Annotated in this window: 21 protein-coding genes; 9 read left to right on the forward strand and 12 right to left on the reverse strand. The window is 62.3% G+C overall.

Going from position 1 to position 22,524, the window contains the following annotated elements:
* Window positions 1-13: 13 nt before the first annotated feature.
* Window positions 14-1,159 carry a ribonuclease D gene (rnd, locus tag BSY16_RS08245; protein WP_069061445.1) on the forward strand — a complete coding sequence of 382 codons (1,146 nt, stop codon included), beginning with the start codon at window positions 14-16 and terminating at the stop codon, window positions 1,157-1,159.
* A 38-nt stretch (window positions 1,160-1,197) separates the two neighbouring features.
* On the opposite strand, the gene BSY16_RS08250 is transcribed toward rnd, so the two are convergent.
* Window positions 1,198-2,346: a M10 family metallopeptidase C-terminal domain-containing protein gene (locus BSY16_RS08250; protein WP_069059207.1), complete on the reverse strand. Its 1,149-nt coding sequence runs from the start codon at window positions 2,344-2,346 to the stop codon at window positions 1,198-1,200.
* A gap of 258 nt (window positions 2,347-2,604) precedes the next feature.
* Complete coding sequence (locus BSY16_RS08255; RefSeq protein ID WP_069059208.1) at window positions 2,605-3,012, reverse strand: DUF2000 family protein; 408 nt, start codon at window positions 3,010-3,012, stop codon at window positions 2,605-2,607.
* Window positions 3,013-3,031: 19 nt separating this feature from the next.
* Between BSY16_RS08255 and BSY16_RS08260 the strand changes: the two genes are divergently transcribed.
* Window positions 3,032-3,913 carry an AraC family transcriptional regulator gene (locus BSY16_RS08260; protein ID WP_069059209.1) on the forward strand — a complete coding sequence of 294 codons (882 nt, stop codon included), beginning with the start codon at window positions 3,032-3,034 and terminating at the stop codon, window positions 3,911-3,913.
* Between the two features lie 95 nt (window positions 3,914-4,008).
* Entirely contained in the window at window positions 4,009-5,367 is a 1,359-nt protein-coding gene (locus tag BSY16_RS08265; protein ID WP_069059210.1) for an esterase-like activity of phytase family protein, read from the forward strand.
* A 62-nt stretch (window positions 5,368-5,429) separates the two neighbouring features.
* Here BSY16_RS08265 and BSY16_RS08270 read toward each other — a convergent pair whose 3' ends face one another.
* The 7 genes from BSY16_RS08270 to BSY16_RS08300 form a co-directional block, all read right to left on the reverse strand.
* Window positions 5,430-6,257: a calcium-binding protein gene (locus BSY16_RS08270; protein ID WP_069059211.1), complete on the reverse strand. Its 828-nt coding sequence runs from the start codon at window positions 6,255-6,257 to the stop codon at window positions 5,430-5,432.
* Window positions 6,258-6,545: 288 nt separating this feature from the next.
* The gene (locus BSY16_RS08275; protein WP_069059212.1) at window positions 6,546-7,667 is read right to left on the reverse strand and encodes a calcium-binding protein; all 1,122 of its coding nucleotides are present in this window, start codon (window positions 7,665-7,667) and stop codon (window positions 6,546-6,548) included.
* Between the two features lie 113 nt (window positions 7,668-7,780).
* Window positions 7,781-8,365 (reverse strand): DUF922 domain-containing Zn-dependent protease, encoded by a 585-nt coding sequence (locus tag BSY16_RS08280; RefSeq protein WP_502696003.1) that lies wholly within the window; start codon window positions 8,363-8,365, stop codon window positions 7,781-7,783.
* Window positions 8,366-8,373: 8 nt separating this feature from the next.
* Window positions 8,374-9,894 (reverse strand): Ppx/GppA family phosphatase, encoded by a 1,521-nt coding sequence (locus BSY16_RS08285; RefSeq protein WP_069059214.1) that lies wholly within the window; start codon window positions 9,892-9,894, stop codon window positions 8,374-8,376.
* Window positions 9,895-9,906: 12 nt separating this feature from the next.
* The gene (locus tag BSY16_RS08290; protein WP_493104012.1) at window positions 9,907-12,069 is read right to left on the reverse strand and encodes an RNA degradosome polyphosphate kinase; all 2,163 of its coding nucleotides are present in this window, start codon (window positions 12,067-12,069) and stop codon (window positions 9,907-9,909) included.
* Window positions 12,070-12,259: 190 nt separating this feature from the next.
* The gene (gene hdaA / locus BSY16_RS08295) at window positions 12,260-12,955 is read right to left on the reverse strand and encodes a DnaA regulatory inactivator HdaA (protein WP_069059216.1); all 696 of its coding nucleotides are present in this window, start codon (window positions 12,953-12,955) and stop codon (window positions 12,260-12,262) included.
* A gap of 83 nt (window positions 12,956-13,038) precedes the next feature.
* Window positions 13,039-14,160 (reverse strand): AI-2E family transporter, encoded by a 1,122-nt coding sequence (locus BSY16_RS08300; protein ID WP_069059217.1) that lies wholly within the window; start codon window positions 14,158-14,160, stop codon window positions 13,039-13,041.
* 315 nt (window positions 14,161-14,475) lie between these two features.
* On the opposite strand from BSY16_RS08300, the gene purM reads away from it, so the two are divergent.
* Window positions 14,476-15,549 carry a phosphoribosylformylglycinamidine cyclo-ligase gene (gene purM / locus BSY16_RS08305; RefSeq protein WP_069059218.1) on the forward strand — a complete coding sequence of 358 codons (1,074 nt, stop codon included), beginning with the start codon at window positions 14,476-14,478 and terminating at the stop codon, window positions 15,547-15,549.
* Entirely contained in the window at window positions 15,546-16,214 is a 669-nt protein-coding gene (gene purN / locus BSY16_RS08310) for a phosphoribosylglycinamide formyltransferase (RefSeq protein ID WP_069059219.1), read from the forward strand. The genes purM and purN overlap by 4 nt, the downstream gene beginning before the upstream one ends.
* A 78-nt stretch (window positions 16,215-16,292) precedes the next feature.
* On the opposite strand, the gene BSY16_RS08315 is transcribed toward purN, so the two are convergent.
* Window positions 16,293-16,892: an NUDIX domain-containing protein gene (locus BSY16_RS08315; protein WP_069059220.1), complete on the reverse strand. Its 600-nt coding sequence runs from the start codon at window positions 16,890-16,892 to the stop codon at window positions 16,293-16,295.
* Window positions 16,893-16,912: 20 nt separating this feature from the next.
* Window positions 16,913-19,027, reverse strand: a complete 2,115-nt coding sequence (locus BSY16_RS08320; protein WP_069059221.1) for a molybdopterin-containing oxidoreductase family protein — start codon at window positions 19,025-19,027, stop codon at window positions 16,913-16,915.
* Window positions 19,028-19,130: 103 nt separating this feature from the next.
* Between BSY16_RS08320 and BSY16_RS08325 the strand changes: the two genes are divergently transcribed.
* Genes BSY16_RS08325 through BSY16_RS08340 form a run of 4 tightly spaced genes read left to right on the forward strand, consistent with a single transcriptional unit; the run spans window position 19,131 to window position 21,810 of the window.
* Entirely contained in the window at window positions 19,131-19,991 is an 861-nt protein-coding gene (locus BSY16_RS08325; protein WP_069059222.1) for a 23S rRNA (adenine(2030)-N(6))-methyltransferase RlmJ, read from the forward strand.
* Between the two features lie 48 nt (window positions 19,992-20,039).
* Complete coding sequence (locus tag BSY16_RS08330) at window positions 20,040-20,444, forward strand: hypothetical protein (protein ID WP_150129902.1); 405 nt, start codon at window positions 20,040-20,042, stop codon at window positions 20,442-20,444.
* A 60-nt stretch (window positions 20,445-20,504) separates the two neighbouring features.
* Complete coding sequence (locus BSY16_RS08335; RefSeq protein WP_286157195.1) at window positions 20,505-21,182, forward strand: ribonuclease T2 family protein; 678 nt, start codon at window positions 20,505-20,507, stop codon at window positions 21,180-21,182.
* Between the two features lie 37 nt (window positions 21,183-21,219).
* Entirely contained in the window at window positions 21,220-21,810 is a 591-nt protein-coding gene (locus tag BSY16_RS08340; protein WP_069059224.1) for a glutathione S-transferase family protein, read from the forward strand.
* Between the two features lie 54 nt (window positions 21,811-21,864).
* On the opposite strand, the gene BSY16_RS08345 is transcribed toward BSY16_RS08340, so the two are convergent.
* Entirely contained in the window at window positions 21,865-22,506 is a 642-nt protein-coding gene (locus BSY16_RS08345) for an outer membrane protein (RefSeq protein WP_069059225.1), read from the reverse strand.
* Window positions 22,507-22,524: the final 18 nt, after the last annotated feature.

Below are 22,524 nucleotides of genomic sequence, written 5' to 3' on the forward strand. Positions count from 1 at the left end.
CGAGCCCATGCAGATCATCGAGACCACCGCAGCCCTAACCGAAGCCTGTGAGACACTCGCCCGTTCCGAGTATCTGACGATCGACACGGAATTCCTGCGGGAGACGACCTTCTGGCCGGAACTCTGCCTGGTTCAGCTGGCCGGCCCCGAGCTTGAGGTCATCGTCGATCCGCTCGCCAAGGGCCTGGACCTAGCACCGTTCTTCGAGCTGATGGCCAACACGGCGGTGCTGAAGGTCTTCCATGCCGCGCGGCAGGATATCGAAATCATCTTCAACCGCGGCAATCTCATTCCGCACCCGATCTTCGACACCCAGGTCGCGGCCATGGTCTGCGGCTTCGGCGACAGCGTCTCCTATGACCAGCTCGTGCAGAAGATCAAGGGCGTGCATATCGACAAGTCCTCGCGCTTCACCGACTGGAGCCGCCGGCCGCTGACCGACAAGCAGCTCGAATATGCGCTGGCCGACGTGACGCATCTGCGGGACGTCTACCTGACCCTCAAGGAAAAGCTGGAAGAGGCCGGCCGCTCGTTGTGGCTGACCGAGGAAATGGCGGTTCTTGAATCGCGCGAAACCTACGACCTGCATCCGGACGATGCCTGGAAGCGGCTCAAGATGCGCGTCAAGAAGCCAATCGAGCTTGCCGTGTTGCAGAAGGTCGCCGCCTGGCGCGAACGCGAAGCACGCGCCCGCAACGTGCCGCGCTCGCGCATCCTGAAGGACGACACGATCTACGAAATCGCCCAGCAGCAGCCGGTCGATGCCGAGGCACTCGCCCGCCTGCGCACCATTCCGAAGGGGTGGGAACGCTCGCAGTCTGGCGGCGCGCTCCTGGAAGCGATCGGCGAGGCGCTGGCCATCCCGAAGACCGACCTGCCGCGCCTGCCGCGCCAGAACCATGTACCGGAGGGTGCCGCCGCCGCCAGCGAAATGCTGAAGGTGCTGTTGAAGATCGTCTCCGAGCGCGAGGGCGTCGCCGCAAAGATCATCGCCAACACCGACGATCTCGAAAAGATCGCCGCCGAGGGCGAGGCCGCCGACGTCGCGGCGCTGCATGGCTGGCGCCGGGAGCTTTTCGGCGATACCGCCCTCAACCTGATCGGCGGCAAGGTGGCGCTGCGCTTCGTCGACAAGAAGATCGAAGCGGTGGAACTGTAAGAGGGCTGAGACTCTCAGCCCTCTCGTGATGCCTCTCCTTAGAGAATGAAATCACCCACCTTGAGAGCGACGCTGGCGTCGAGGATGATGGAGAAATCCCTGACGCCATCGCCATTGATATCGCCCTGGATGATGGTGTCGCCGGATGTCAGCTCGTAGCGCAACTGGCCTGCCTTGTCGCTGAAGGCCGCGGTGCCGATGAAGGTGAAGGCCTGGTTGCCGCTCAATACCGTGTTGGCGTCGATGGCCGAGAGGCTGATCTTGTCCTTTTCCGTCTGGCTGAAGTCGAGGATCTTGTCGCCATGGGCAGCCGTCTTGCTTTCGAAAACGAAGGTGTCGGCAGCGGTGCCACCCTTGAGGACATTGACCTCAACGTCGGCGATGATCGTATCCTTGCCTTTGCCGCCCGTCGCGTTCTCGAAGTTGTTGATGAGAATGGAGCCGGCGGCGCCGTCCACATAGGATCGCCCATTCAGGTCGATGGTCAATGCGCTCGAGAACGCAGAAAAATCTACCGTATCGGAATCCTTTGCCCCCGGCAGATCGTCGGAAATGCCTTCGCCACCCTCGACGATGGCACTCGATGTCAGAGCATTGAATTTAATGGTGTCTGCGTCGCGCCCGAGATTGATAAACTGGGCACCGCCCATGCCGAGGGTGACGATATCGTTGCCACGCGCCATATCAACCGTCCCGACTCCCCCGTTGGTCGTCGTCAACTTATCATTGCCACGGCCGAGATTCACCTGATCGACTTCGCCGTCGCCGGTCAAAATCAACGTATCATCGCCCCGGCCGAGCAGCACCGCCTCGGCAAAATAGCCGATTTTAATGGTTTCCTTGCCTCCGAAGCCTTTTATGACGGCTGCTTCCGCATTCACGAGAGTGAGCGAATTCGAACCCGTGCTGCCGAAGGAAATGAAGTCGATGCTGACCCGATCAGTATCGCTTACTCCGGTCGTTGTGTCGTTTATGGTGACGTTGGCGTTTCCACGAAATTGCAGCAAGTCTGCCCCCCATGACTTGCTGCTGAGCGTCAGGTTCACCGTGCGGAGTGGAGCGTCATCCGGCGCCGTTATGTTCAGCGTTTCCAGCCGGCGACCAGACCACGTGTAGGTGTCGGTGCCCACCGTGAACGCCGTCGAACCGTTAAGCGTCCTGCTGATATTCGAAGTAATGGTGCTCACGTTCGTTTCCCCTTTTGTCCTGATGGTTCAAGATCGCGCCGAAGGCCCTCTGCCCTGGGGCTGGTTCTGAAACTCTGATTTAGCGTCGGGCCAATTCGCGGCTGTCCGCGCGAGCGAAACATGCAGCCGGCCCCAACGCCTGTTCACTCGCTTGACGACTACCCAGTTGAGCCGGTTTCCGGCCGACAACTCCGTTTTTATTCCATCATGGATTGAACAAGCTTTTGCTGAAAAATCAAGCTTCTTCCATCGTCGAACTCACGCGTGCAGTTTCGCCCCCTTTGTGATGCGATCCACCGTCTTCTTGTCGGAATGCAGCGCGATACCGACGATCTTGGCGTCACTCGGGCCGAACGTGGCGAAGACGGCGCGGTTGGCCGCGTCGTGGCCGGTGGAAAACATCTCTTCGATGTAGACGGCGGCAGGGACCTCGCGCTCCAGCGCCCGTGCATGGATCTTCGACAGCGTCGCGCCGTCCGACGCGAGCACGATGATCGGCTGGGCGCTCAAGGCGTTGTAGACATTGCCGGCGGCATCGCGGTAGGCTTCGCCGATCAACTCCGGCTTCTGGCCGATGATACCGCTCGACAGGAACGCGGTGACATTCAACTTCTGCCAGACTTCCAGATCCTCGCGCAGGATGACGGCGAACTTGGTATCGAACATGCAGGTATACTCCCGAAAAATGGTTGCGGACCACTCCGCGGCCAATGCGGTAGCAGGCGCCGTCGATGCGCCGCTTGAACGTTCGTGCGTGGAGAAGGACCGCATCGTCATCGCGCCGGAGCGTGCCGGCATCGAGCGCATCGAGGCGCGGTTCCGCGGCAAGGGCTTCGAGCCACACCGGCATGATACCTATGCGCTCGGCGTCACCATGGCCGGCATCCAGACCTTTCGCTATCGCGGCGAAGCGCGCTTCAGTCTCCCCGGCAATGTCATCGTTCTCCACCCGGACGAGATGCATGACGGCGGCGCCGGCACTGATGACGGGTTGACCTATCGCATGATGTACATCCCGCCCGAGCGTTTCTTGCCGGTGACGGCAGAGCGCGGCCGCACATTGCCCTTTGTCGCTTCGCCGGTCGTCGCTGATCCGCGATTGGCCCGGCTGTTGCTCGAAGCCATCGGCAGCATTGACGCGGCGATCGAGCCACTCAAGCTGGACGAGATCGTCGAAGAGATCGCCGCCGCGTTGCTCGACCATGCCGGTCTACCGCAAGCCCATCCAGGAAGGCTCGCCCGCGCGGAGGTGCTGCGGGCCTGCGATTTCCTGCGGGAGAACCTTTCGCAGCAGGTGGGTTCCACGGAACTGGAGGCGGTGACGGGACTGGACCGTTTCACCCTCGCCCGGCAGTTCCGCCAGTTGCTCGGCACCAGCCCGCACCGCTACCTCGTCATGCGCCGCCTGGAGCGGGCGAAGGGCCTGATCGCTACGGGCGAAAGCCTTGCCGAGGCCGCCTTTGCCAGTGGCTTCGCCGACCAGGCGCATCTCAACCGCCATTTCAAGAAGGCGCTCGGCATGACGCCGGGACGCTTTGCGGCGCTTGCCGGCGGTCGCGAAGGCTAACCCTCACCGTCACGAAAGCGATAAGGAACTGTCAAGCAGCGGTCATGCGCGGCGCCTATCAACACGCGTCGTTTTACCTAACCATAGGAAGAATTATGACCAAACATCTTTTCACCACCGCCGCTCTTTCGCTTCTGATGACGACCGCGGCACTCGCCGCCGACAAGGAATTTCCCGCCACGCTGAAGGCCCACGCGATCCTTCCGGCCAACACGATCATCGCCGCCCCGGCCGACGCTGCCGACTACCTGAAGACCTCCGGCAAGTTTTCGACCGCAGACCGCAAGCGCGTCGATGCGCTGGGTACCGTCATGGGCAAGGATGGCGTGCGCGAGACCGGCCTTGCGCTGCCCTTCGACGGCCAGCCGATGCAGGGTTTTTCGGGTATCAAAACGATGGAAGACGGCACGTTCTGGACGCTCTCCGACAACGGCTTCGGCAACAAGCTAAACTCTACCGACGCCATGCTGATGATCCACAATGTGCGCTTCGACTGGGACAAGGGCACGCTTGAACCGGTGAAGACCGTGTTCCTCTCCGACCCGGACAAGAAGGCGCCCTTCCCGATCGTCATGGAAGGCGCGGAAAAACGCTATCTCACGGGCGGCGACTTCGACGTCGAATCCATCCAGCCAACGGCCGATGGTTTCTGGATCGGCGAGGAATTCGGTCCTTACATCCTGAAGTTCGATCTCGACGGCAAGCTGACGGACGTGATCGCGACGCAGGTCGATGGCAAGCCGGTCACCTCGCCGGACAACCCGACGCTCGCCGTACAGGCCGATCCCTCCAAGAAGATGCCGGCCTTCAACGTGAAACGCTCCGGCGGTTATGAGGGCCTTGCCATGTCGAAGGACGGCGCGAAGCTCTATGGCCTGCTGGAAGGCCCGCTCTGGGTCGACAGCGAATCGGTCGAACAGGCGGACGGCCGCCCGGCGCTGCGCATCATCGAACTCGACGTCGCGTCCAAGGCCTGGACGGGCCGAAGCTGGCTCTATCCGCTTGCCGAAGGCGGCGAGGCGATCGGCGACTTCAACATGCTGGACGCCACCACCGCCCTGGTGATCGAGCGCGACAACGGCGTCGGCACGGCCGACAAGGCCTGCGCCGACCCGAAGGATCCCAAGCCGGATTGCTTTGCCACCGCATCCAAGGTCAAGCGCATCTACAAGATCGCCATGACCGACGAAAACGTCGGCAAGGCCGTCCGCAAGATCGGCTATATCGACCTCCTGAAGATCGCCGACCCGGACAACAAGAAGCGCCAGGGCGGCGGGGAAGGCTTCTACGACATGCCGTTCGTGACGATCGAGAATGTCGACCGCGTGGACGAGACCCATATCATCGTCGGCAACGACAACAACCTGCCCTTCTCCGCCGGCCGCGCACTCGACAAGGCGGACGACAACGAGTTCGTGCTGCTGGACGTGAGCGAGTTTCTGAGGGCCGAGTGATCCGCTGAAATGAAAAAGAGGGCGACCAGTGTCGCCCCCTTTTTCCGCCCGGCACGCCGGTTTCAGAGAATGAAATCACCCACGCTGAAGTCGATGGCGGCATCGACGAGAAGTGAGAAGTCGGCCTTGCCGTCGCCGTTCACATCGCCATGGATGAGCGTATCGCCGCTAACCTTCTCGTAGCGCAGTTCACCGGCGACGCTGTGGAATTTGTCCGTCCCGATGAAGCTGAAGGCTTGGTTGCCTGCAATCTTGGTGTTCGCATCGATTGCGGACAGACTGATCTGGTCCTTTTGTGCGCGGCTGAAGTCGGAGAGCGTATCGCGGCCGGACGCACTGACCGTCGAGTCGGATGTCGACTTGAAGACGAATGTGTCGGCACCGGTGCCGCCGGCAAGCGTGTCTGCGCCCTTGCCGCCGTAAAGTTTATCATTGCCGGCATTGCCTTCGATGGCGTCGTTTCCGGTGCCGCCCGAAATGGTGTCATTGCCGGCGCCGCCAAAGAGATAGTCTGCATATTGCGTGCCGACGATCGAATCATTGCCGGAAAACAGGTAGTCCCAAGCGCCCTTCGTGTCGGCAGCCATGAAGTAGTCGAAGAACGTCTTGGCCGAAAGATTGAGGTTGCTGAAAGCGATCTGGTCGACACCGCCAAGGCCGATATCGAGCTTCGTGACCGTGCCACTCAGGACATCCTCGATCGTGTTGCCGTTCGTCTTGAAGGAAAAATTCGAGCCGCTGAAGAGCGCATAGTTTGCGCCGCTCGCGTCATGCAGTTTGATGCTCGAGGGAGTCAACTGCCAATGGTCATATGCGGCAAGCGCGCGAATATCGAGCAGCGAAAGGTTTACACCCTGATTTCCCACCGGCTGCGTCTTAACGGTTGCCATGCCTGATCTCTCCTGTTCATCGACGTGTCAATGCGTCGTAGTGGCAGGAATGAGCCTTCTGAATATGAGGAAAGCAAGCGATGGGTGCTTTAGTACTTCCTTAACTCAAAGACATGGTTAACGCACGCCAGAACGGCACATACTTGCCACAAGCAAGCAGAGCCGCACGCGTGCGGATATGGCACATGTCCCAATTTTAGCCGGTCTGGAATTTGCGAACCACATAGCCAGGTCGTGCCCACAAAAAGGGGGGCAGCCGCCCCCCTTTTCACTATACAGTAATGCTGCTCAGAGGATGAAATCGGCCAATTTCAGCGCAAGGTTCGCGTCGATGGCGATCATGAAGTCGGACTTGCCGTCACCATTGATATCGCCTTGAACGAAAGTGTCGCCATTCGAGTTGATGTAGCGCAGTTCGCCGGCCGTCTTGTGGAACGCCGCCGTTCCAATGAATTTGAAGGCCTGATCGCCGCCGAGCGTGGCGTTGGCGTCGATCGCCTTAAGATCGATGCGGTCGCCATCCGCCTGCTTGAAGTCGAGGATTATGTCGCGACCAGTCGCAGCGACCGTGGAGTCCGAAGCGGACTTGAAGACGAAGATGTCCGCACCGGCGCCGCCGGAGAGCTTGTCGCTGCCGGCCCCACCGTTCACGCTGTCGTTGCCGCTATCGCCGTTCAGCGTGTCGTTGCCCGCACCGCCTTCGAGCACGTCATTGCCAAGGCGGCCAAAGAGCTGATCATTGTCGGCATCGCCCTTCAGTATGTCGTTGCCGTCGCCACCATAGAGTTTATCGGCGCCTGCTCCACCGGAAAGCTTGTCAACCCCGGCACCGCCTTCGAGCATGTCGTTGCCGCTTTCGCCCGTAAGCGAATCGGCCCCGTCACCGCCAAAGACCTTGTCATTGCCCGAGCCACCGGAAAGCACGTCGTTGCCGGCCTCTCCCTGCAGCAGGTCATTACCGGAGCCGCCGAGAACCTTGTCGTTGCCGGCGCCCGCATAAATCGTGTCGTCACCGCCTGCGGCGGCGAGAATGTCGGCAAACTTCGTCGCGTAGATCGTGTCATTGCCAGCAAAGATGTAGTTGAATGCTCCAACGGGATCAGCGGCGACGAAGAAGTCGAAAAGCTTGGATGCGGAGAGCGAAAGCCCGGTGAGCGCGAATACTTTCACCCCGCTGATGGAAAGATAGAACTTCTCAACTGTGCCGCCTGTGATATCGAGGACTGTAGAGCCCGCTTTCTTGTATGTGAAGCCGCGGCCCTGGAAGAGGGCATAGTTGTCGTCATCGGCGAAGAACCTTGCGCTCGTCGCGGATGTACTCGCAAAATCATAGTCACCAAGCAGCCTGATATCGATGTCGTTTACATCGAGGCCCTTATTCCCCAAGGGCTGAATCTTCAAAATAGCCATGCGATCTCTCCCTTAATAGAGGCCAGCAACACTTGGCCCTGCTGTCAGGAATAAGACAAGAAGCGGTGTTAAATAACAAGTAAATTCGCCCGTTGAAGCGCCGTTCGACCGGATTATCTCGGGTCAACCAACTGCAGAATCAGTTGGTGTACATTGCCGCCGTCGTTCAGTTCGACCTGATCGAAATCGCGGCTGCGGGCGCGTTGGGCCTGCGAGAGTTCGCCGAGGCGGGCCTGGAGCTGGGGGCGGATTTTCTGGCAGTTCGGATCGTTCTCCACCGTCATGCCGACGCTCATCGCCTCGATCTGCTTCACCATGTCCTTGATGAAGTCGCCATGCACCTTTTCATGCGCGCTTACACCGGAGATGAAAGTATCCCAGCGATCCTTCAGCGGCCCGGAAAGCTTCGATTTCAGCTTGGGCAGCGTGTAGGTGATGATGAGTTTCGGCTTGTTGACCGTGATGGTGCAGGCATCGCCCTGGCGCTCGTATTTGCGCGTCCAGGTCAGCTTGAAACCGGTATGGGCGATGACGCGGGCGATACCGAGCTGCGGGCCGCGCGCGCCGATCGACTGATAGATTTCCAGGCCCGTCGCGCCCTGCACGGAATAGGGCACAACTCGCTCGACAGCCTGCCAATCCTGTGCCCCGGCACCTGTCGCAAGAAAGACGGCGGCGAGGAAGGAGACTGTCCGCATCATCGGCCTCACTGGTAACGGAAGGCGAGTTTCTTGCCGGTCAGCTTGGCAAGCTGCTGGAGGCGCCCGTCGAGGCGTTCACCGGCAAGTTCGGAATAATCCGACGGCACGATCAGTTCGAGATCCGTCTCCGATCCGCTCGCCTTGCGGAAAACGAGATGCGGCACGACGCCGGGCATCGAGGCGGAGAAGAGATAGAGGATACGCAGCAGGCCACCGACGAGCTTTGCGAGTTCGCGCAGGCGCGGTGTTGCAATGCCCGCCAGCGAACTGCTGACGGCGTCGTCATTGAGGCCCTCGAAGCGGTAGTAGTTGGTGAGCGCGATGAAGGCGCGGCCAGGATGGGTGATGCCGATAAAGGTGCCGTGCGCGATGAGGTTCAGCGCCTGCAGGCCCCGGTAATCCGGATGCGCGCGCCAGCTGATATCGGCCAGCAGGCAGGCAGCTTCACGGTAGCGGCGCTCCTCGTCGTTTTCGGTAATGCCGAACAGCGGCATCATGCGGCCGGTCCATTCGGCAAGCTCGCGGGCGTGCTCCGGCGAACGGGCGCGCAGGATGGCGAGTTCGCTGGCCGCGGCGAGCAGCGGGTCGCGCGCCTTTTCCCGGTCGGGCAGCAGGGAATAGAGATAGCCTTCGCGCACACCCTGCGCGGAGAAGAAGACCCGCGAGGGTTTCATGATGGCGATCGTCTCCTGCATGGCGACGGCGCCGAAGGGCAAGAGGTTGCGACGGCCCTTGGAGATCGCCGCATAGGCCGGATCCTTCGGATCCTTGGCCGTGACGATATCGGTGAGGAAATCCATCGCGTCGGCGAAGCCGAGTTCGTAGCCCTGCATCATGTGCAGCGGATAGTTCTGCACTTCCATGTGCAGCTTGCCGATGGAGCGCCAGGTGCCGCCGACGGCGTAGAAGGCGCGGCCGGTGCCGTTTTTCAGGAGGTTGGCGGTGCGCAGGTACTTGCGGGCGACGATGCGGGCCTGTGCGGCGGAACCACCGGAGGCTTCCGACAGGCGGATGCCGCCGAGCGGCAGGGTAATGCCCTTGCCGATCATGCCGCCGGCCACGTCGATCAGTTCGAGCGAGCCGCCGCCGAGGTCACCGACGATGCCGTCGGGATCATGAAAGCCGCTGACGATGCCGAGTGCGGAGAAATAGGCTTCCTCCTCGCCGGTCAGCACCCGGACCTTCTGGCCGAGGATCATTTCCGCCTGGTGGATGAAATCGGGACCGTTTTCCGCCTCGCGCGCAGCCGCCGTCGCGAGCGCGAACATGGTGGAGGCGCGGGCCTGTTTGGAAAGCGCCTTGAAACGGTGCAGCGATGCGAGCGCACGATCGACGCTCGCCTGGTCCATGCGGCCGGTTCTGGCGAGCCCCTTTCCGAGACCGCACATGACCTTCTCGTTGAACAGCATGGCCGGCGAACGGCTCATTCCCTCGTAGATGACGAGGCGAATCGAGTTCGAACCGATATCCACGACTGACACCGGGGCAATTCCAGGCAAACGCCCCTGGGCTTCAGATTCAACCATGCATATCCAGTTTTACTTCTTCCGGCGGCCTTGCCAGCCGGCGATCGCCTTCGGTGCGCTGGACTTCAGGGCTTCGCCCCGGCCGGACAGGCTGGGGTTGGTCATGAAGTAGTGCTGAGCGTTGAACGGCTCGGCACCGGGCTGCACTTCCATGCGCCGGGACGTTCCGTCCGCAAGAATCTCGTAGCTCTGCTGGTTATCGATGAGATTGCCCAACATGATCTGCGAGAGAACCTGCTCATGCACAGTCCGGTTGATCAGAGGCACAAGTGTCTCGACCCGCCGGTCCAGGTTTCGCGGCATCAGATCCGCGGAGCCTATATAGACCAGCGCCTTGTCGGATGGAAGCCCGTGGCCATTGCCGAAACAGAAGATGCGGGAGTGCTCGAGGAAGCGGCCGACGATCGACTTGACGTGGATATTGTCGGACAGGCCCGGCACCTGCGGGCGCAGGCAGCAGATGCCGCGCACCACAAGATCGACCTCCACACCGGCCTGGCTGGCGCGGTAGAGCGCGTCGATGATGTCCGGATCGACGAGCGAGTTCATCTTCATCCAGATCGCGCCCGGCGCGCCGTTCTTGGCATGCGCGATCTCCTCCTCGATGTGGCGGATGATTCGCGGGCGCATCGTGTAGGGCGAGAAGGCGAGCTTCATGCCGGCTTCCGGTTCGCCATAGCCGGTAATGAAGTTGAAGATGTTCGCCATGTCGCTGGCGATCGTCGGGTTGCAGGTGAAGAAGGACAGGTCGGTGTAGATCTTCGCGGTGATCGGGTGGTAGTTGCCGGTGCCGAGGTGGCAATAGGTGCGAAGCCTGCCCTCCTCGCGACGTACCACCATCGACATCTTGGCGTGGGTCTTCAATTCGATGAAGCCGAAGACGACCTGCACGCCGGCACGTTCCAGGTCGCGCGCCCAGCGGATGTTGGCCTCTTCGTCAAAGCGGGCCTTGAGTTCGACCAGCGCCGTCACCGACTTGCCGGCCTCGGCCGCGTCGATCAGCGCACGCACGATCGGGCTGTCGTTCGAGGTGCGGTAGAGCGTCTGCTTTATCGCCAGAACGTCAGGATCGCGCGCAGCCTGGAGAAGAAACTGGACCACCACGTCGAAGCTTTCGTACGGATGGTGGACGACCATGTCCTTTTCGCGGATGGCGGCGAAGCAGTCGCCGGCGTGCTCGCGAACGCGTTCGGGAAATCGCGCATTGTACGGCTCGAACCGCAGGTCGTCGCGGGGCGCCTTTGTAATCTCGGAGAGCATGTTGAGCGCGAGCAAGCCCGGCAGAATGGCGACGCGGTTATCCGGTACGCCCAGTTCGCCGACGACGAAGCGGCGGAGCGATTCCGGCATTTCCGAATCGGTCTCGATGCGGATCACCGAGCCACGGCGGCGGCGCTTCAGCGCGGTCTCGAAGAAGCGAACCAGATCTTCGGCCTCTTCCTCCACTTCGATATCGCTGTCTCGGATGATGCGGAACGTACCGGAGCCGCGCACGATATAGCCCGGGAAAAGCTTGCCGATGAACAGGCCGACCGCGTCTTCCAGCGTGATGTAGCGGATCGTGCCATCGGCATCCGGCAGACGGATGAAACGGTCGAGCGCCACCGGCAGGCGGAGCAGTGCCGTCATCGGCTCCTTGCCCAGCGTGCTGTCGAGCTGGAGGCCGATCGAGAAGCCGAGGTTCGGGATGAACGGGAACGGATGCGCCGGGTCGATGGAAAGCGGCGTCAGCACCGGGAAGATCGACTGGGTGAATTCCTGCTGCAGCCAGACCTTGTCATTGCTCGACAGGGCCGAGGGGCGGATGATGACGATGTCTTCCTTGGCGAGATATTGCTGGAGCACGGCAAGCGAGGCCTGCTGCTCCATCTGGAGATTGTCGATCTCTTTCAGAATGTCGTTGAGCTGCTCGGCAGACGTCTTGCCGTCCGGGCTGCGGATACCGACGCCCTGGCGCACCTGGCCTTCGAGGCCGGCGACGCGCACCATGAAGAACTCGTCTAGGTTCGCCGCCGAAATCGACAGGAAGCGCACGCGCTCAAGCAGCGGGTGGGCGGTGTTCAGCGTCTCTTCCAACACGCGACGATTGAACTGGAGCCAGGAAAATTCGCGATTGATGAAACGTTCCGGGCTCGCCATCAGAGCTTCGACATTGACCGTCGCCCCCTCGGGCAGCGCGGTCTCGACTGGTTTTTCCTGAGAAAGGTCCGAAGTCGCTGTATCCATTGGATAGTCCGCCCCACTTTGTCGCCGGATCGGCCGCATGCCTGACGCTGGCCCGAACGGAAAACCGATTTTCACTTTTCCTCGAAGCGCTTAGCCTAGTTTGACGACAGAACTGTGACAGTCAATCCTTGCCGCAAAACTAGCTGGCGGAATCGTCCCCGCCGACCATTTCGCCAAGCACCTCCTGCGCCAGCGCCCGCGTGATGCGGCTGCCACGGGCGAGCGCCAGACGGTCGAGACGCTCGACAAGCGTCTGCGCCGCTTCCAGCGAACGCTCCATGCGCGCCACGATATAGGCGACCAGCCGATCATCCACGAAAAGCTGGCGATCGGCGAAGAGCTTAACGATGACCTGTGACAGCAGTTCGTCGTCCGGTTCGCCAATCTCGACCACGGTTGCGGCCTTGAGACGAGAGCGCAGGTCCGGCAGGTCGACCGGCCAGGACATCGGCCAGAGCCGGCTGGTGATGAGCAACGTATGGCCGTTCTGGCGGACATTGTTGATGATGTGGAAGAGCGTGCGGTCGTCGAAACCGTTGCGGTCCGCGTCCTCGATGAGCACGGGACCGTGTTCGGCGGCCTCTTCCGCGCCCTGCCCCGCCTTCGCCTCGATGGTCTCGGCAGCAGCCTTCTCACGCCAGATGGCCGCGAGGTGCGACTTTCCCGAACCGACCGGCCCCGCGATAATGACCACGGGCGACGGCCAATGCGGCCAGGCGTCGATCATCGCGACCGCGGCATTGACAGGTTCCGCGAGCAAAAGGTCGTCGCGTCCCGTCGCGGGGTCGTGCCCGAAGGCCAGCGGCAGCTGTTCGGCGGTCTTGCGCGATGTCATGTTTTTACTCAGGTACTATCTCGTTGTTTAACGCAATTCCGAACGGAAAACCGCGCACGTTCTTCCTGGAATTGCACCGCCGTCTATTCGTCGTTCGGCGTGCTCTCTTCGAGCAGAACGGGCTTGCTCGCCCCGTAATACAGGTCGCTATCAAGATACCGCTTGATGCCGAAGCGGGCAAGGACGCCAACCGCTGCGGCTGCCGGTACGGCAATCATCAGACCAACAAAGCCGAACAGCGCACCGAAGGCGACCAGCGCGAACATCAGCCAGACCGGGTGCAGGCCGACGCGCGAGCCGACAAGCTTCGGCTGCAGAATGTTGCCCTCGACGAACTGGCCGGCGAAGAAGATGGCGGCGATGAGCACGACCATCCAGTATTCCGGCCAGAACTGCACGATCGCCACGCCGACGGCGAGCACGAGGCCGACCAGCGAGCCGACATAGGGAATGAAGCTGATAAGTCCGGCGAAAAGGCCGATCAGCAGGCCAAAATTCAGGCCGGCAAAAGACAGCCCGATACCGTAGAACAGGCCGAGGATGATGCAGATCGAGCCCTGCCCGCGCACGAAGCCGGCAATCGCCGCATCCATTTCCGCGGCGATCTGACGGACATTGGCGACGTGATCGCGCGGCACCCAGCTGTCCACCTTGGCGATCATGCGGTCCCAGTCGAGCAGCAGATAGAAGGCGACGACCGGCGTGATGACGAACAGCGAGACGATGTTGACCAGCGCCATGCCGGAGTTCCAGACCTGCTTGAACACCGTGCCGAGGAAGCCCGCCCCCTCGGCAAGAATGGTCGAGAAACTCTGCTTGATCGTGCCCATCTGGCTGCTGATCCAGGTCGGCAGCAGGTTCGGGTTGAAGTTTGCCACCAGCTCCTGGAGCTGCGTGACGTAGCCCGGCAGCTTTTGCAGGAAATCTGCGGCCTGGGTGGCTAGCAGCGGAATGACGATCATCAGCGAGAGCGCAAAGAGGATGACGAAGGCGATCAGGATCACCACCGTCGCCATCATGCGGCTCAAGCCCCAGCGCTCCAGACGGTCGGCCACCGGATCGAGGAAATAGGCCAGCGCCATGCCGGCGATGAAGGGCAGCAGGATATCGCTGAACACCATGAGGAAGAGCACGAAGAAGACGAGCGCGATGAGCCAGAAGACCACCTGCCGCTTCAATCCCGCGCCGCTGATATGGGCTGCCATCGTGCTCTTTCCCGTGTTCTGACCCGAAGAAGGGCCGCCGCCGTTACCCGATGGAGATAGGATGCGTGGCAGAGAGAGGTCAAGGCTCGACGGGCCCATGCGCAGGCATCACGGGTAAATCGGTGAAAAAACCCCGGCTTTTCCGGCATTCGTCTTGCACTTGCCGCCCCGGCATGCCAATCGGGCGCGATCAGCGTAGAGCATATGGGCTCACATTCGTTCGCTCATCTGCTCTGCCTATTTGTTTTGCCGCATTTGTGCGACGGCAGGGGAACCCACCTGCCTGCAAGATGCTCTAACGCCGGAGACGAGAGCATGAGCCAGTCGGAAAAGAACGGCCTGACCTACAGCGATGCGGGCGTCGACATCGACGCGGGCAACCTGATGGTGGAAAAGATCAAGCCGGCCGTGCGCTCGACGCGCCGTCCGGGTGCGGATGGCGAGATCGGCGGCTTCGGCGGCCTCTTCGACCTCAAGGCTGCAGGCTTCACCGATCCGGTGCTGGTCGCCGCCAATGACGGCGTCGGCACCAAGCTCAAGATTGCCATCGACGCCAACCGCCACGACACGGTCGGCATCGACCTCGTCGCCATGTGCGTCAACGATCTCGTGGTGCAGGGCGCAGAGCCGCTCTTCTTCCTCGACTATTTCGCAACCGGCAAGCTCGATCCGGATCAGGGTGCGGCCATCGTCGAAGGCATTGCCGAAGGCTGCCGCCAAGCCGGCTGCGCACTGATCGGCGGCGAGACCGCCGAAATGCCCGGCATGTATTCGCATGGCGATTATGACCTCGCGGGCTTTGCCGTCGGTGCCGCCGAGCGCGGCAAGCTGTTGCCGGCCGGTGACCTTGCGGAAGGCGACATCATTCTCGGCCTCTCCTCCTCCGGCGTGCATTCCAACGGCTATTCGCTGGTGCGCAAGATCGTTTCGCTTTCCGGCCTCGCCTGGGATGCCGAAGCACCGTTCGATGCTGAAAAGAGCCTCGGCGAAGCGCTGCTGACGCCGACGAAAATTTACGTGAAGCCGCTGCTCAAGGCGATCCGCGAGACGGGTTCGATCAAGGCACTCGCGCACATTACCGGCGGCGGTTTCCCGGAAAACATTCCGCGCGTGCTGCCAAAACATCTCGCCGCCGAAATCGACCTCGATGCCGTCAAGGCGCCGGCCGTGTTCTCCTGGCTCGCCCACACCGGCGGCGTGGAAGCCAAGGAAATGCTGCGCACCTTCAACTGCGGCGTCGGCATGATCGCGGTCGTACCGGCCGACAAGGCCGACGCGGTTATTGCGGTTCTGTCGCGTGAAGGCGAGACCGCCTTCCGCCTCGGCCGCATGGTCGCCCGCGACGAAGGCGCCGCCGGCACGATCTACAAGGGTACGCTCGCCCTATGAGCCAATCTGGGCGCAAGCGCGTCGTCGCCTTCATCTCCGGCGGCGGCTCCAACATGCTGGCACTGGCGAAGGCCTGCGAAGCACCGGATTTCCCGGCAGAAATCGTCGCGGTCTTCTCCGACAAGGCGGATGCCGGCGGGCTTGCCAAGGCCGAAGCGCTCGGCATTCCGACCCGCAGCTTCCTGCGCAAGGATTTTGCCGACAAGGACGCGCACGAGGCCGCAATCCTCGACGCGCTCGATGCGCTTGCCCCCGACCTTCTCTGCCTTGCCGGCTACATGCGCCTGCTCTCCGGCACCTTCATCAACCGCTATGAAGGCCGCATCCTCAACATCCACCCTTCCCTGCTGCCGCTCTTCCCCGGCCTGCACACGCACCAGCGCGCCATCGACGCCGGCATGCGCATTGCCGGCTGCACGGTGCATTTCGTGACCGAGGGCATGGATGAGGGTCCGGTCGTGGTGCAGGCCGCGGTGCCCGTCGTGCCGGGCGATACCAGCGACACGCTGGCGGCACGGGTGCTGACGGTCGAGCATAGGAGTTATCCGCTGGCGCTGCGGCTTGTCGCGGAAGGCAAGGTGCGGATGGAGGGTGGCAAGACCATTTCCGCCGGCGACCTGCCACAGCTGGACGGCGCACACCTGATTTCGCCTGCCGCGATCTAAGGCAGCCTTTTCGCCCATTATGCCGGCCTTGCGCCGGCATCCGTGGCGCATTCGTCGTCGTGACCCACAGAGCGACGGTCAGCCGCCGAACGCGGCCCTGTTCAGCATCAGCCATTGCAGCAGCATGATTGTCTTGCCATCGACGATGCCGCCGGTCGCGATGAGGCCGTAGGCTTCGTCGATCGGCATTTCGATGATCTCGATGTCCTCCCCCTCGCCTTCCACGCCGCCGCCATTGCCATCGCGTTTGGAGGCGTCGATATGAGCGGCGAAGCAGCTGACGCGTTCAGTCAGGGTGCCCGGGCTGGAATACATGTCGAAGAGGTGGCGGACGTCGCGGACCGTGTAGCCGGTTTCCTCCATCGCCTCGCGGCTGACGGCTTCTTCCGGGCTGTCGTCGTCGAGGAGGCCCGCCGGAACTTCGAGCAGAAAACCGTCCGGGTGACCACCGAGGAAGGCGCCGGGGCGGAACTGGCGCACGAGAATGACGGACTGCCGGGCGGGATCGACGAGCAGCACGGTCGCGGCGGCACCGTGGTCGTGCACCTCGCGGTCGAGCCGCTCGACACGGCCGTCTGCGCGGGTCTGCTCGATGACGAGCGTGCGCAGGTGGATGAAATGCTTCCACACCGTCGTCTGGTCGAGGATGCGGATGGGCGACGGGGCTTCTGCAAGCATGAAAGATCGATCCTTCGGGGTCAGGCCTTGCGCAGCCAGACGTGGTTGTCGTGGAAGGCGGCGCCGCCATAGGGGGCGACGGGGTCGGCCCCCGTCAGGACATTGATGCCCTCGCCGTCGAGATGGGCGGAGTTCGGCCAGATGCCTTCGGCGATCAGCACGCCGGGCTTCACACTGTCGGTGATCTTTGCATGCAGGCGGATATCGCCGCGGACATTGCCGAGGCGAACGATATCGCCTTCCTCAAGCCCGTTCGCCGCCGCATCCTGCGGATGGATCATCACTTCCGGCCGGCCCTCGCGATCGCGCGAACCTTTTGTCTCGGTGAACGTCGAGTTGAGGAACATGCGGGCCGGTGACGTGGCGAGCCGGAACGGGTGCTCCTCATCCGCCGCTTCGATGAGGTCGACATGATCCGGGAAGGCCGGCAGCGCCTCGTGCGGCCCGAAGGCGCCGAGCACTTTCGGCGGCTTGTTGGGCGCGGGCGTGTTCGTCCAGTTCGGGCTGAAGCGGAATTTTCCGTCCGGGAAACCGAAACCCTTCGAGAAGTGCGCGGTGTCGAAATCCGGCTGGCAATCGATCCACTTGTCTTCCTTCAGACCGTCGAAGTCCGTGTCGTAATAGGGCAGCATGCGGGTGATGTGCTCCTGCTCCGACAGGCCGAAGCCCGGCAGGTCGGCGACGCCGAGACGCTTTGCCAGTTCCTCGATGACAAAGAGGTTGGTTCGCACCGTAGTCGGCGGCTCGACGAGCTTCGGGCCGAGTAGGATGTGCTGGTGTCCGCCGCCGCGATAGACGTCGTCGTGCTCGACGAACATGGTGGCCGGCAGCACGATGTCGGCGAGCTTCGCCGTGTCGGTCATGAACTGCTCGTGCACGGCGACGAAGAGATCATCGCGGAGAAAACCCTGTTTCACGAGGCGCTGTTCGGGCGCGACGTTGACCGGGTTGGTGTTCTGGATGAGCATGGCCGTGACGGGGCCGCGATCGCGCAACGCCACGGCGTCACCGGTGAGAATCCGGCCGATCTGCGACTGGTCGAGCATGCGGATGTCCGGATCGATGAGCTTCATGCCCATCAACTCGCTCTTGCGCAGGTGAAAGATGCCGGAATTGCTGTGGAAGGCGCCGCCGCCTTCATATTGCCAGGAGCCGAGCACCGTGGCGATGGAAAGTGCTGCATGCATGGACACCGCGCCGTTGCGGCTGCGGGTAAAGCCGTAGCCGAGACGGAAGTAACTCTTCTTCGTGCGCCCGACGAGGGCAGCGAAGGTCTCGATCTCCTCGACGGTGAGGCCGGTGATATCAGCCGCCCACTGCGGAGTGCGGGTCGCCAGATGGGCTTCGAGGCCAGCCGGGTCGTCGGCGAATTTCGCCATGTAGGCGCGGTCCGCATGACCATCGCGAAAGGCGACATGCATGACGGCGCAGGCAAGGGCCGCGTCGGTGCCGGGCCTCAGCTTCAGCGCGAGGTCGGCCTGCTTCATCGTCGGATTGTCGTAGATATCGATGACGACGATCTTGGCGCCGCGCTCCTTGCGGGCCTTGACCGCGTGGGTCATCACGTTGACCTGCGTGGAGACCGCATTGGTGCCCCAGATGACCACGCAGTCGGACTTCGCCATTTCGCGTGGATCGGGACCGCGCAAGGTGCCGGCGCCCATGGTGAAGCCGGTCCACGCCGGATTGGTGCAGATGGAATCGAAGAAGCCGGAATAGCGTTTCGCGTGGCGCAGGCGCTCGATGGAATCGCGCTGCACAAGGCCCATCGTGCCGGCATAGTAGTAGGGCCAGACGGCTTCGACGCCATTCGCCTGCTCGGCCCTGACGAAATTTTCCGCGATGGCGTCGAGCGCGGCATCCCAGGAAATGTCGCCCCACTCCCCGCTGCCCTTTTCGCCCTTGCGCACCAGCGGTTTCATCAGCCGGTCGGGATGGTAGAGGCGCTCGGCATAACGCGCCACCTTGGCACAGATGACACCGGCCGTATAGCTGTTGTCGGCACTCCCCTTGACGCGGCCGATGCGGCCGTCGGCGCCGATCTCGACATCGAGCGCGCAGGTGGAGGGACAGTCATGCGGACAGGCCGAATGGCCGATGCGCGGTTTTCCGAGATGGGGGGTCGCAACGTTCATGGCTTTTCTATATTGCAGAGCTTGGATGGCCTAAAGGCAAATCATTCTATCATCGCAACAATTCATCGTCGCATAAGGGCGTTTGATCGCCGCGGGGACCCGCATGAACTATCGCCACATCTACCATGCCGGCAATTTCGCAGACGTGCTGAAACACGCCGTGCTCGCCCGCCTCGTCACCTATATGCAGGCGAAGGACAAGGCGTTCCGCGTGCTCGACACGCATGCCGGCATCGGGCTCTACGATCTTTCCAGCGAAGAGGCGCAGAAGACGGGTGAATGGCTTGACGGCATCGGCCGGCTGCTCGACACCGACATGCCGCCTGCGGTCGCCGACATCCTCGCGCCTTACCTGAAGGCCGTTCACGAATTGAATCCGCACGGCGGGCTAACCTATTATCCCGGCTCGCCAAAACTGGCGCGCATGCTCTTTCGCCCGCAGGACCGGTTGTCCGCGATGGAACTGCACCCGGACGATTACGAGACGCTGCATCGCCTGTTCGACGGCGACTTTCAGAGCCGCATCACCCATCTCGACGGCTGGTTGTCGCTCGGCGCGCACCTGCCGCCAAAGGAAAAACGCGGCATCGTGCTGGTCGATCCGCCCTTCGAGATCGAGGGGGAATACGAGCGGCTGGTGGACGGGCTGGAAAAGGCCGTGCGGCGTTTTGCCGGCGGGGTCTATTGCCTGTGGTATCCACTGAAGAAGAACGCCCCCATCGCGGCCTTCCACAAGGCGCTGAAGGAGACGGGCATCGCCAAGATGCTCTGTGCGGAACTCACGGTCCGCAGCGACCGGGAAACGACGGGCCTGACCGGCTCCGGCCTCATCGTCGTCAATCCGCCCTTCACGCTGAAGCAGGAACTCGACGTGCTCTTGCCCTTCCTGAAGGAGCGGCTGGCGCAGGACCGGTTTGCCTCGGCACGCGCTTTCTGGCTTTCCGGCGAAGCGAAGACCTCTTGACCTTTGCCTGCCGGCGGCAACAATCTCGCCGGGAATCGGGAGACCATGATGAAGCCTTTTCTTGCAGTCGCGCTCGGGGTGACGTTTTCGGCGCTGCTGGCCGGCCATGCCGCGGCAAGCCCACATGATGCCTGCCGGCGCCCCTCGACCTTGAACCACATCACCAAGACCTTCCGGGACAAGACGGCCCCCTTCCTGCAAACCGATACAGATATTGCCAGAATCCACAGCACGCGCATGAGCCGCTACCAGCCGCGCACCGCAGACATCTCCTCCGTCGAGCGGGAATATTGCCACGCCAAGGTCTCGCTGACCGACGGCCAGCAGCGCGATCTCTGGTATGTCGTGCAATGGGGCCTGGGATTTGCCGGCAGCGGCTACAAGATCGACTTCTGCATTTCCGGCCTTGACCCCTGGCATGTCTATGGCGCCGACTGCCGCTCGCTGCGTTGAGTGATGATGCCCTCCGCAAAACCCTCGGGACTTCGAACGATAGCGCTTCTCTGCGCCGGGATGGCGGCTCTGGCTGTCGCCGGCTGCAGCGACGACAAGCCAGCGGAAAAAAGCAGGACGGAAGCCAGCAGCAAGGTGCCGGAGACGCCGGCGCACATTCCGGTCGGCAAGGGTTTTGATTTCTACGTGCTTTCCCTCTCATGGTCGCCGACCTGGTGTGCCGGAAACGACGCCGGCGGGCGGACGCAGCAATGCCGCCGGGGCGAGAACAACGGCTTCATCGTGCACGGTCTCTGGCCGCAGAACGACCGGGGCTACCCGGACTTCTGTCCGACCCGCGAGCCTGACCGCGTGCCCGAAGGGCTCGGCCGCAGCGTGCTCGACATCATCCCGTCGATGGGCCTGATCGGCCACCAGTGGCGTAAACACGGCAGTTGTTCGGGTCTCAGCCAGAAGGATTATTTCGCTGTCGTTCGTGCAGCCCGGCAGCGAATTGCGGTTCCGGCCGAACTGGAGTCCCGCCGAGACGGCAACCGCCTCACACCCGATGCGGTGGAGCAGGCCTTCATCGCGGCCAATCCGGGCCTCGAGCGCAAGGGCATTGCCGTTACATGCGAGGACGGGCAGCTCGAAGAGGTCCGCATCTGCATGAACCCGGACCTGTCGCTCCGCCCCTGCCCCGAAGTCGACCGCGCATCCTGCCGCGCCAAGTCCATCGAACAACCGCCCATCCGCTAGCGTGACCCCTTAAATCCAAAGAACACAGGACCATGCCATGAAGATTTTCTATTCCACCACGTCGCCCTACTCCACCAAGGTGCGCATGGCCGCGCACTTTGCCGGATTGCCCGCGGAACTGGTGGCCGTCGACACCAACGCGGACCCGGCCGAACTGCTGGCCGCCAACCCGCTCGGAAAGATCCCGGCGCTGCTGACGGATGACGGCCTCGCCGTCTATGACAGCCGGGCGATCATGAACTATATCGACCGCCAGACGCGCGGCTCGCTCTATCCGCGCAATGCGGCCAAGCGCACCGAGGTGGATGTGCTGGAGGCGGCGGCGGACGGTATCTGCGACTGCCTGCTCGCCATCGTCTACGAGCGGCGCTCGCGGCCGGAAGAAAAGGTCCATCAGCCGTGGATCGACCGGCAGTGGCAGAAGGCGGAGCGCGGGCTCGATCACCTGGAAGCCAACATGCCACGGCTCGGCAAGAAGCCGAATGCCGGCCACTTCGCCCTCGCCGCCCTGCTGCGCTACATCGAACTGCGTTTTGCCGGAAAGTGGCAGCGCGGCCGCCCGAAGCTGAAACGCTATCTCGCACGCTTCGAAGCGGTGTTTCCGGACTACGCGCAGTTCAAGGATTGAGCACAAAAAAGGCCGGGCTTTCGCCCGGCCTTTCCAATTTCAAAGCTGTCTGGCTTAGAACTTCACGCCGAGACCGACGCGAACGCTCTGGTCGTCGAAGCCGGACTTCACCTTGGTGCCGCCGAGGTTGAAGTTCTTCTTCTGGTAGTCGCTGTAGCGGTATTCGACGCGTGCCGTGATGTTGTTGGTCACGAAGGCTTCGGCACCGACGCCGGCCGTCCAGCCAACCATGCTGCGGTCGTCCTTGCCGGCAGCGTTCTTCATCTCGGCATTCGTGCCGGCAATACCGGCGGTGCCGTAGAGCAGGACCGGGTTCAAGTCGATACCGACGCGAGCGCGGATCGAACCGTTGGCGCCCTGCTTGGCAGTCGTGCCGCCGTGCTTGGAGTCAACACCCGAATAGTTCAGGTCGGCTTCGCCGCCGTAAACCAGCTGGCCCTGCTGCATGTTGTAGCCGCCATAGACGCCACCGCCAAAACCGTTGGCCTTGGCCTTGCCCTGGTGGCTGAAGTCACCGCGCTGCCAGCTGGCCGTACCACCGGCATAGGCGCCGGCCCAGTTGCCGGTTGCAACCGGCTCGGAATATTCAGCAGCCGGAGCCTGCGGAATATCATCGATGGCATCAGCAGCGTGAGCTGCCTGGAAAGCGACCATCGAAACGGTCGAAGCAATGAGGGTGGCGATGAGTGTACGCATGATATTCTCCTATACTAA

It is taken from the genome of Sinorhizobium sp. RAC02 (genome assembly GCF_001713395.1).
Classification (GTDB): domain Bacteria; phylum Pseudomonadota; class Alphaproteobacteria; order Rhizobiales; family Rhizobiaceae; genus Shinella.

Bases quoted from the DNA above. Each gene is read 5' to 3' on its own strand.
- BSY16_RS08330 (WP_150129902.1), top strand. From the start codon at position 20,040: ATGAAGCCTTTTCTTGCAGTCGCGCTCGGGGTGACGTTTTCGGCGCTG.
- BSY16_RS08270 (WP_069059211.1), bottom strand. From the start codon at position 6,257: ATGGCAACCGTTAAGACGCAGCCGGTGGGAAATCAGGGTGTAAACCTT.
- purN (WP_069059219.1), top strand. From the start codon at position 15,546: ATGAGCCAATCTGGGCGCAAGCGCGTCGTCGCCTTCATCTCCGGCGGC.
- BSY16_RS08265 (WP_069059210.1), top strand. From the start codon at position 4,009: ATGACCAAACATCTTTTCACCACCGCCGCTCTTTCGCTTCTGATGACG.
- BSY16_RS08345 (WP_069059225.1), bottom strand. From the start codon at position 22,506: ATGCGTACACTCATCGCCACCCTCATTGCTTCGACCGTTTCGATGGTC.
- BSY16_RS08320 (WP_069059221.1), bottom strand. From the start codon at position 19,027: ATGAACGTTGCGACCCCCCATCTCGGAAAACCGCGCATCGGCCATTCG.
- purM (WP_069059218.1), top strand. From the start codon at position 14,476: ATGAGCCAGTCGGAAAAGAACGGCCTGACCTACAGCGATGCGGGCGTC.
- BSY16_RS08325 (WP_069059222.1), top strand. From the start codon at position 19,131: ATGAACTATCGCCACATCTACCATGCCGGCAATTTCGCAGACGTGCTG.
- BSY16_RS08260 (WP_069059209.1), top strand. From the start codon at position 3,032: ATGGTTGCGGACCACTCCGCGGCCAATGCGGTAGCAGGCGCCGTCGAT.
- BSY16_RS08300 (WP_069059217.1), bottom strand. From the start codon at position 14,160: ATGGCAGCCCATATCAGCGGCGCGGGATTGAAGCGGCAGGTGGTCTTC.
- BSY16_RS08280 (WP_502696003.1), bottom strand. From the start codon at position 8,365: ATGCGGACAGTCTCCTTCCTCGCCGCCGTCTTTCTTGCGACAGGTGCC.
- BSY16_RS08285 (WP_069059214.1), bottom strand. From the start codon at position 9,894: ATGGTTGAATCTGAAGCCCAGGGGCGTTTGCCTGGAATTGCCCCGGTG.
- hdaA (WP_069059216.1), bottom strand. From the start codon at position 12,955: ATGACATCGCGCAAGACCGCCGAACAGCTGCCGCTGGCCTTCGGGCAC.
- BSY16_RS08255 (WP_069059208.1), bottom strand. From the start codon at position 3,012: ATGTTCGATACCAAGTTCGCCGTCATCCTGCGCGAGGATCTGGAAGTC.
- BSY16_RS08315 (WP_069059220.1), bottom strand. From the start codon at position 16,892: ATGCTTGCAGAAGCCCCGTCGCCCATCCGCATCCTCGACCAGACGACG.
- BSY16_RS08340 (WP_069059224.1), top strand. From the start codon at position 21,220: ATGAAGATTTTCTATTCCACCACGTCGCCCTACTCCACCAAGGTGCGC.
- BSY16_RS08275 (WP_069059212.1), bottom strand. From the start codon at position 7,667: ATGGCTATTTTGAAGATTCAGCCCTTGGGGAATAAGGGCCTCGATGTA.
- BSY16_RS08335 (WP_286157195.1), top strand. From the start codon at position 20,505: ATGGCGGCTCTGGCTGTCGCCGGCTGCAGCGACGACAAGCCAGCGGAA.